At 73.1% G+C, this 7983-nt stretch carries 6 protein-coding genes; 4 read left to right on the top strand and 2 right to left on the bottom strand.

Annotated features, from left to right (window positions below; genetic code table 11):
- Positions 1–418: 418 nt before the first annotated feature.
- Positions 419–868 (bottom strand): septum formation initiator family protein, encoded by a 450-nt coding sequence (locus tag ACWIF2_RS29445; protein WP_382499112.1) that lies wholly within the window; start codon positions 866–868, stop codon positions 419–421.
- Between the two features lie 45 nt (positions 869–913).
- Entirely contained in the window at positions 914–1915 is a 1002-nt protein-coding gene (rsmH, locus tag ACWIF2_RS29440; RefSeq protein WP_454363795.1) for a 16S rRNA (cytosine(1402)-N(4))-methyltransferase RsmH, read from the bottom strand.
- A 314-nt stretch (positions 1916–2229) separates the two neighbouring features.
- On the opposite strand from rsmH, the gene ACWIF2_RS29435 reads away from it, so the two are divergent.
- The 4 genes from ACWIF2_RS29435 to ACWIF2_RS29420 all read left to right on the top strand — a co-directional run bounded on the left by ACWIF2_RS29435 (position 2230) and on the right by ACWIF2_RS29420 (position 7929).
- A complete protein-coding gene (locus tag ACWIF2_RS29435; protein WP_454363794.1) occupies positions 2230–2844 on the top strand; it encodes a beta-class carbonic anhydrase in 615 nt (204 codons plus the stop codon).
- Positions 2845–3134: 290 nt separating this feature from the next.
- Positions 3135–4175 carry an AAA family ATPase gene (locus ACWIF2_RS29430; protein ID WP_454363793.1) on the top strand — a complete coding sequence of 347 codons (1041 nt, stop codon included), beginning with the start codon at positions 3135–3137 and terminating at the stop codon, positions 4173–4175.
- Positions 4175–5536 (top strand): DUF58 domain-containing protein, encoded by a 1362-nt coding sequence (locus tag ACWIF2_RS29425; RefSeq protein WP_454363792.1) that lies wholly within the window; start codon positions 4175–4177, stop codon positions 5534–5536. Before ACWIF2_RS29430 ends, ACWIF2_RS29425 begins: the two co-directional genes overlap by 1 nt.
- On the top strand, positions 5536–7929 hold the full coding sequence (locus tag ACWIF2_RS29420) for a transglutaminase TgpA family protein (protein ID WP_454363791.1): 2394 nt from the start codon (positions 5536–5538) through the stop codon (positions 7927–7929). The genes ACWIF2_RS29425 and ACWIF2_RS29420 overlap by 1 nt, the downstream gene beginning before the upstream one ends.
- Positions 7930–7983 lie beyond the last annotated feature (54 nt).

Raw genomic sequence — 7983 nt, 5'->3', positions numbered from 1 at the left:
CGGCGCGGGACATCAAGGCCGACAGCCCTGTTAAGGCCGCCGCCATGGCACAGCGCGGACCGCCCGACGCACACCCGAGCCACCCGACCCACAGACCGAGCCGCCGCGAGCCCACGAACGGACACCGCGCCAAGAGCCTGACGAGCGCCGGGATCACGGGGGCAGCCCGGCCCGGCCACGCCCGCGACGAGGCGCCGGCGCGGGACATCAAGGCCGACAGCCCTGTTAAGGCCGCCGCCATGGCACAGCGGGGACCGCCCGGCGCACACCCGAGCCACCCGGCCCACGGACCGAGCCGCCGCGAGCGCGCGAGCGGAGACCGTGCCAAGGGCCGGACGAGCGCCGGGAACACAGGGGCAGGCGGGCCCGGCGAGGCCCGGTACGCGGCGGCGCGGGGGTTCCCTGTCGGACACTTCCGTCACCTGCCGGGGGTCGGGGCGGGGCCGTTGGGCATGGCCTCGGGGGCGAGGACGAGGGGGATGTGCGCGGCACTCTGCCAGGCGCCCGGGGCGGCGCTGGGGACGCCCTTGACGGTGCCGTCGCGCTCGAGGAAGGCGGGGTCGCCGCCGGGCACCATGCCGAGCTCGCGAGCGCGGCGCTGGAGGGCCTCGGGGGCGGAGTAGGCGTCGATGTCCCGCTGGAGGGCCTGTTCCTCGTCGGTGAGGCTCTTGGTCTCGCGCTGGAGGTCGTCGAGCTGGAACGCGCCTTCGCTGAGGGCCGAGTTCAGCACCAGGAGGCCGATGAGACCGCCGCCGAGGAGGAGGACCACGAGGAGCACGAACGGCATGCGGGCCGCCCGCGCGGTGCCGGTCGGGAAGAGCCGCGCGAGACGGGCCGCCCTCCCCTTCAGTTCGGGTTTACTGCTCACTCACGCTCCCTCGGGTCCGGAACACCCGGCCGCCCTGCACGTGGCTCACTCGACGTCCTCTCTGATGCGCTGCGCCCCGCGCAGCCGCGCCGGTGCCGCCCGCCGGTTCTCGGCGATCTCCTCTTCCGTGGGGAGTTCGGCACCGCGCGTGAGCAGCTTGAGCCGCGGCTGGTAACGCTCGGGCACGACGGGCAGTCCGGGCGGCGCGGTGGTGGCGGCGCCCGCCGCGAACACCTGCTTGACCAGCCGGTCCTCCAGCGAGTGGTACGACAGCACGGCGATCCGCCCGCCCACGCCGAGCGCCTTCACGGCGGCCGGGATCGCCCGCTCCAGGACCGAGAGCTCGCCGTTGACCTCGATGCGCAGGGCCTGGAAGGTGCGCTTGGCCGGATTGCCGCCGGTGCGCTTGGCGGCCTGCGGCAGAGCGTCCCGGATCAGTTCGACCAGCCGCGCGCTGTTGCTGAACGGCTCCTTCTCGCGCTCGCGCACCACCGCGGCGACGATCCGCTTGGCCTGCTTCTCCTCGCCGTACGCCCGGAGGATGCGGACGAGTTCGCCCGGCGGGTACGTGTTGAGGACCTCGGCGGCACTGGCGCCGGTCGTCTGGTCCATCCGCATGTCGAGCGGGGCGTCCTGGGCGTAGGCGAAGCCGCGGTCGGCCTCGTCGAGCTGCATGGAGGAGACGCCCAGGTCGAAGAGAACGCCCTGCACGCGCGCGATGCCGAGCTTGTCCAGCACCTCGGGCAGTTCGTCGTACACCGCGTGGACGAGGGTGGCGCGCTCCCCGTAGGACGCGAGGCGCTCGCCTGACAGGCGCAGGGCCTCCTTGTCGCGGTCCAGGGCGACGAGCCGGGCCTCGGGGAACCGCTCGAGCAGCGCCTCGCTGTGGCCGCCGAGGCCGAGGGTGCAGTCGACGACCACCGGGTCCGGGCCCTCCAGGGCGGGTGCCAGCAGGTCCAGGCACCGCTGGAGCATCACCGGGACGTGTCGACTCTGTCCCTCCCGTCGCCCACCGCCACCCTCATTCGAATGCGCTTCGCGCCCCATTGATCCTGGGCCTCTCAGATCCGGCACGGGCCCACGCACCGCCGGGTCCCCGCCCGCTGCCGAAGGGGAGGCCGACCGGCGCCGGAAGCGTCAGCCGACCGGGAGCGGGAGGAGGCCGAGCCGTACGTACGCGCCGCGCACGTGGGGAGATCGCCGGGCGTCGCCGGGTCTCCGGGGAAATCAGTCCAGCGGGGAGAGTCTCGCCTCCCGCTTCGCGTCACTTTAGTCCACGGTGTCTCCCGGTCAATCAACCGGCCTGCGCGTCGCGACCGGCAGGCGCACCACCCTTGTGGGTTACCTCACTACAAGGCCCGATGGCGTTCTTTGTCCTCTCTCACAGCGAGCCCGGAACAGTCGTGACCAGTACCGTCATGGTTATGACGACTTCTGCATCAGTTCCCACGGGTTCGGAGAGCGCCACAGCCGGAGGTGGCACGGTCACCGACCGGATCGTCGAAGCCAACACCCGGTACGCCGCCGACTTCGGCCACGCCGGGATGGCCGCCGCGCCCGCCCTGCACGTGGCCGTCGTGGCCTGCATGGACGCCCGTCTCGACCCGCTCTCCACGCTCGGTCTCGAACTCGGCGACTGCCACACGATCCGCAACGCCGGCGGCGTTGTCACCGACGACGTGATCCGCTCCCTCGCCATCAGCCAGCGCAAGCTGGGGACGCGCAGCGTCGTCCTCGTCCACCACACCGGCTGCGGCATGGAGACCCTCACCGAGGACTTCCGGGGCGAGCTGGAGGCCGAGGTCGGCCAGCGCCCGGCCTGGGCGGTGGAGTCCTTCCAGGACGTCGACCAGGACGTACGGCAGTCGATGCGGCGCGTGCGCACCTCGCCGTTCCTGCCGCACACCGACGACGTCCGCGGATTCGTCTACGACGTCGGGACCGGCCTGCTGCGGGAGATCGACCCCGCCTCCTGACCTGGTCACCCACCCCGGCCACACCCCGGAGCCGGCCCGCCGCAGCTGTCGAAATCCTGTCAGTCACACGTTCGAAAAGGTCGCAAGGCCGACATATCGCGGCCAGTTATCCACAGTCGAGTGACACGAAACGGTAACGGCAGCAAGAATGCGGGAGTGACGTCACGCTGAGCGTTTCACGCGTGGGGTCCGTGATTCGGGGTGGGCCGGCGCGCGTCATGCGGCGTCGGTCCGGGAAAATGGGGTATCCCGTGCTCCCTGGGAGCAAGGGAAAGGCCGAGGAGGGCCGGGTGACGACCTATGACGATCGAGCGAGCCTCACTGATCTGACCGCCGTGGTGGAGCGGGTGCGGGAGTCGGTGGAAGGCGTGATCGAGGGCAAGCCCGAGGTCGTACGGCTCTCGCTGACCGTACTGCTCGCCGAGGGACATCTGCTGATCGAGGACGTCCCGGGAGTCGGCAAGACGATGCTGGCCAAGGCGCTGGCGCGGTCCATCGACTGCTCGGTGCGGCGCATCCAGTTCACGCCCGACCTGCTGCCGTCGGACATCACCGGTGTGTCCATCTGGGACCAGCAGCGCCGTGACTTCGAGTTCAAGCCGGGCGCGATCTTCGCGCAGGTCGTGATCGGCGACGAGATCAACCGCGCCTCGCCCAAGACGCAGTCCGCGCTCCTGGAGTCGATGGAGGAGCGCCAGGTCACCATCGACGGCAGCAGCTACGAGCTGCCGAGCCCCTTCATGGTGGTGGCGACGCAGAACCCGGTCGAGATGGAGGGCACCTATCCGCTCCCGGAGGCCCAGCGCGACCGTTTCATGGCCCGGGTCTCGGTCGGATACCCCAGCGCCGAGGCCGAGTTGCAGATGCTGGACGTGCACGGCGGCGTCTCGCCGCTGGAGGACCTCCAGCCCGTGGCCCACGCGCACGAGATCCTCAAGCTGATCGAGGCGGTGCGCGGCGTGCACGTCGCCGAGCCGGTCCGGCGCTACGTGGTGGACCTGGTCGGCGCCACGCGCACGCACCCCGACCTCAGACTGGGCGCCTCCCCGCGCGCGACGCTGCACCTGCTGCGCGCGGCGAAGGCGTCCGCGGCCCTCAGCGGCCGGGAGTACGCGCTGCCGGACGACGTGCAGGCCCTGGCCGTCGCCGTCCTGGCCCACCGCCTGCTGCCCACCGCCCAGGCCCAGCTCAACCGCCGCACCGCCGAGCAGGTCGTCGAGGAGATCCTGCAGCGCACACCGGTACCCGCGGCGCCGCAGCAGCAGAGCGGCTTGGGCGGCCTGGGCCGCGGGGTGCCGGCGTATCCCCAGCAGCCGCCGCGGAGGCTGTGATGACCACCGCGGGGACGGGGCACGCGGAGGCCGGCCAGGACGAGAAGGGCGGCATCCGCACCGCCCTGGCCGGTCTGACCACCCGCGGACGCTCCTTCCTGGCCGCCGGAGTCGCGGCCGCCGTCTGCAGCTACGTGCTCGGGCAGAGCGACCTGCTGCGCGTAGGCCTGCTGCTGGCGGTGCTGCCGCTGGTGTGCGCGACGGTCCTGTACCGCACGCGCTACCGGGTCGCGGGCAGCCGCCGGCTCTCCCCCGCGCGCGTGCCCGCCGGCAGCGAGGCCCGGGTCCACCTGCGGATGGACAACGTCTCGCGGCTGCCCACGGGCCTGCTGATGCTCCAGGACCGGGTGCCGTACGTGCTCGGGCCCCGGCCGCGGTTCGTGCTGGACCGGGTGGAGGCGGGCGGCCGGCGCGAGGTGTCCTACCGGGTGCGCTCCGACCTGCGCGGCCGCTACCCGCTGGGCCCGCTCCAGCTGCGCCTGACCGACCCGTTCGGCATGTGCGAACTGACCCGGTCGTTCTCGACGTACGACAACCTGACGGTGATCCCGCGCGTGGAGCCGCTGGCACCGGTGCGCCTCAGCGGTGAGGCGAAGGGGTACGGCGACGGACGGCAGCGCTCGCTCGCGCTGGCCGGCGAGGACGACGTGATCCCGCGCGGATACCGCTACGGCGACGATCTGCGCCGCGTGCACTGGCGCTCCACGGCCCGCTACGGCGAGTTGATGGTGCGCCGCGAGGAACAGCCGCAGCGCGCCCGCTGCACGGTGCTGCTCGACACCCGGGGCATCGCCTTCCAGGGCGCGGGCCCGGACGCGGCCTTCGAGTGGGCCGTGGCGGGCGCCGCGTCCGTGCTGGTGCACATGCTCGAACGGGGCTTCTCCGTACGGCTGTTGACCGACACCGGCGACGCGGTGCCCGGCGAGGGCGGGGACGGCTTCGCGGGCGCGAGCCAGGGGTCGGCGGACGCGGCCGGGCTGATGATGGACACCCTCGCGGTGATCGACCACTCCGACGGCGCGGGCCTGTCCCGGGCCTACGACGTGCTGCGCGGAGGGAACGAGGGGCTGCTGGTGGCCTTCCTCGGCGACCTGGACGAGGAACAGGCGGCCGTGGTGGCCAGGATGCGGCAGCGCAGCTCAGGCGCGGTCGCCTTCGTGCTGGACAGCGAGACCTGGATGCGGGAACCGAGTGACGTGCCCGGTCCGTTGGACGGGAGCGGGGAGCGGCTGCGCATGCTGCGCGAGGCGGGCTGGACGACTCTGGGCGTGCCACGGGGGGCTTCCCTGGACGACCTGTGGCGACAGGCGGACCGGGAGCGCAGGGGCGTGGCCGCGGCCGGCGGCGGGGAGGGACCGTGATGAGCGGGCGGATACGACTGACGCTCGGCGCGTGGGCGGCCACGCTGATGGCCGCGTGCGCCCTGCTGCCCCTCGTCAAACCGGCCACCTGGATCGTGCAGGCGGCCTTCCTGCTGGGTGTGCAGGCGGGCGTAGGTGCCGCGGCCCGCAGGGTGCCGCTGGCCCGGCCGCTGACGGTCGCGGCGCAGGCCGTGGTCACGGTGTTCCTGCTGACGTTCGTGTTCGTCCGTGAACAGGCCATCGCCGGTCTGGTCCCGGGGCCGGAAGCCCTCGACCGCTTCGCGCTGCTGCTCCGGCAGGGCGGGGACGACATCGCGCGGTACGCGATCCCGGCCCCCCTGGAGTCCGACGGCATACGTCTGATGCTCATCGGCGGGGTCCTGATCATCGGGCTGCTGGTGGACACCCTCGCGGTGACCTTCCGCAGCGCCGCCCCGGCCGGGCTGCCGCTGCTCGCGCTGTACTCCGTGGCGGCGGGGCTGTCCGACGGGGGCACGGACTGGCTGTGGTTCCTGGTCGCGGCGGCCGGCTATCTGATGCTGCTCCTGGCCGAGGGGCGGGACCGGCTCTCCCAGTGGGGCCGGGTCTTCGGCGGGTCCTCGCGCACGGCCGGCGGGGAGCAGAGCGGCGCGGTCGCCCCGGTCCGCACCGGCCGGCGCATCGGCGTGGTCGCGCTGGGCATCGCCCTGGTGGTGCCGCTCGGCCTGCCCGCGATGAACGGCGGCCTGCTGGACTCGGTGGGTGCCGGCACCGGCTCCGGCACGGGCGGCGGCGGCACGATCTCCGCCGTGAACCCGCTGGTGTCGCTGCGGGACAGCCTGAACGCCGACGAGGACCAGCAGGTCCTTTCCGTGAAGACCAAGATGCCCGACGTCTCGGACCTGTATCTGCGGATCGTGTCCCTGGACGACTTCGACGGCACCACCTGGAAGCCGTCCCGGCGGTCGATCACCGCCCTGCCCGACGGCACGTTCCCGACCCCGGTCGGACTCGGCCCGGACGTGAAGCGCACGGAGGTCGACACCACGATCTCCGCGGCCGACTGGTACGCCCAGGACTGGCTGCCCATGCCGTATCCGCCGAGCGGGGTGAACATCCGGGGCAACTGGCGCTACGAGCCGCTGGGCATGACGCTGGTCGGCGACCACGGCCAGAACACCCGAGGCCTGACGTACCAGGTCAAGAGCCTGGACGTGCAGCCGACGGCGGAGCAGCTGGCCTCCGCGCCGCGGCCGCCGGCGTCCATCGAGCGCGACTTCACCAAGCTGCCCGACTCGCTGCCCTCGGTGGTGGCGAGCACGGCCCGCAAGGTCACCGAGGGCGCGGCCAACCCGTACGACCAGGCGGTCAAGCTCCAGGACTGGTTCGCCGTGACCGGCGGCTTCGAGTACGACACCCAGGTGCAGGTCGGCAGCGGCTCGCAGGCGATCGCCCGCTTCCTGAAGGACAAGCAGGGCTTCTGCGTGCACTTCTCCTTCGCGATGGCGGCGATGGCCCGCTCCCTGGACATACCGGCCCGGGTCGCGGTGGGCTTCGCGCCCGGTTCCCCGCAGGCGGACGGCTCGGTGTCGGTGGGGCTGCGGGACGCGCACGCCTGGCCCGAGCTGTACTTCGAGGGCGTGGGCTGGACCCGCTTCGAGCCCACTCCCAACCGCGGCTCGATGCCGTCGTACACGCTGCCGGACGCCCCGGGCAGCTCGGTGCCGGACCCCGCGCGCCCGACCGAGACGTCGTCCGCCGCGCCCTCCGCGACGCCCTCGGCGAGCGAGAGCTGCACTCCGGAGCAGAAGAAGCTGGACGGCGGGTGTGCGAGCGAGTCGCCGCAGGCGACGCTGCCCACGGACGACGACGGCCCGAAGTGGTACGCGCTCCTGGTCTGGGCCCTGGCCGGCCTCGCCGTCCTGGCGCTCCCGCTGGCCCCGATGCTGCGGCGCCTGAGAACGCGCACGGTCCGGCTGGGGGCCCATGGCCGGGGCGAGGCGGACGCGGCGCCGCACACGCTGGCCGTCTGGCAGGAGCTGACCGACACCGCGTGGGACTTCGGGATCACGCCGGACGAGTCGCAGACCCCGCGCAGGGCGGCTGCCCGCATCGTCGAACTGGGCGGGCTCGATGCCACGGCCGCGGCCTCGGTGCACCGGGTGGCGAACGCGGTGGAACAGGTCCTGTACGCGCCCCGGCCCCGCCCGACGGCGGGCATCGCGGACGACGTCCGCCGCGCGACAGCGGGTCTGAGCGCCGCGGTCGGCAGGGGCGCCAGGCTCCGCGCGGTCCTCGCACCACGCTCCACGGTGCGCGTGCTGTGGACGGTGTCGGCCTGGTGGTCGGGGGTCCGGGATCGCGTCCTGGCGATGCGGCCGACGTGGCGGAAGGCGTCCGGGCAGCAGGGCTGAACCCGCTGGTCCCACGGCACCCGGCATTACGGGATACGGCATACGGCATGAGTC

Source organism: Streptomyces sp. NPDC055506 (genome assembly GCF_053643595.1).
Note: the sequence above shows the minus strand (reverse complement) of the source record. Positions and strands in the feature narration are given on the sequence as shown.

Bases quoted from the DNA above. Each gene is read 5' to 3' on its own strand.
- ACWIF2_RS29420 (WP_454363791.1), top strand. From the start codon at position 5,536: ATGAGCGGGCGGATACGACTGACGCTCGGCGCGTGGGCGGCCACGCTG.
- ACWIF2_RS29435 (WP_454363794.1), top strand. From the start codon at position 2,230: ATGGCGTTCTTTGTCCTCTCTCACAGCGAGCCCGGAACAGTCGTGACC.
- ACWIF2_RS29425 (WP_454363792.1), top strand. From the start codon at position 4,175: ATGACCACCGCGGGGACGGGGCACGCGGAGGCCGGCCAGGACGAGAAG.
- rsmH (WP_454363795.1), bottom strand. From the start codon at position 1,915: ATGGGGCGCGAAGCGCATTCGAATGAGGGTGGCGGTGGGCGACGGGAG.